Annotated in this window: 1 pseudogene; it reads right to left on the reverse strand. The window is 25.8% G+C overall.

Annotated elements, in window-relative coordinates:
- A pseudogene (locus ACF91D_RS32095) lies at positions 1 to 219 on the reverse strand (nucleotidyltransferase); the annotation flags it as partial.
- Between the last annotated feature and the right edge of the window lie 208 nt (positions 220 to 427).

Raw genomic sequence — 427 nt, forward strand, 5'->3', positions numbered from 1 at the left:
ATCTAATTCTTTAATTTTAGTTTTTCGAGCAAAAGAGCCAAAATATATACTTTTTTCATTATATAAATTTGGAAATGTTGCTTCTTTGTCTGGAAATGTTTTTATTTGTTGATTTACTAACCAATCTCTACTTTTCCGAGCTTTATCTGTTTCAACTCTATCTAAGTTCACGTAATCTTTTAAAAATTTTTCAAATGCAGTTCCTACTGTTTTTACCATTAAATCTCTCCTTTTATAGCTAATAATGAATTACTTATTTCAATTTAAGCTCTCTTTTTATTTCTTCCCATTCTTTTGATACTCTGGGATTAATTTCATTAAATATTTTTGTCGAAAGCATTACTCCCATTCTCGCTTTAAGAATTTCATATTCAATAGTAATATCTAGTATTTTTGATAAATTTTCGATAGTTAGTAACTGTTCTTT

Source organism: Staphylococcus sp. 231237_7MaSpsaltlick (genome assembly GCF_043107035.1).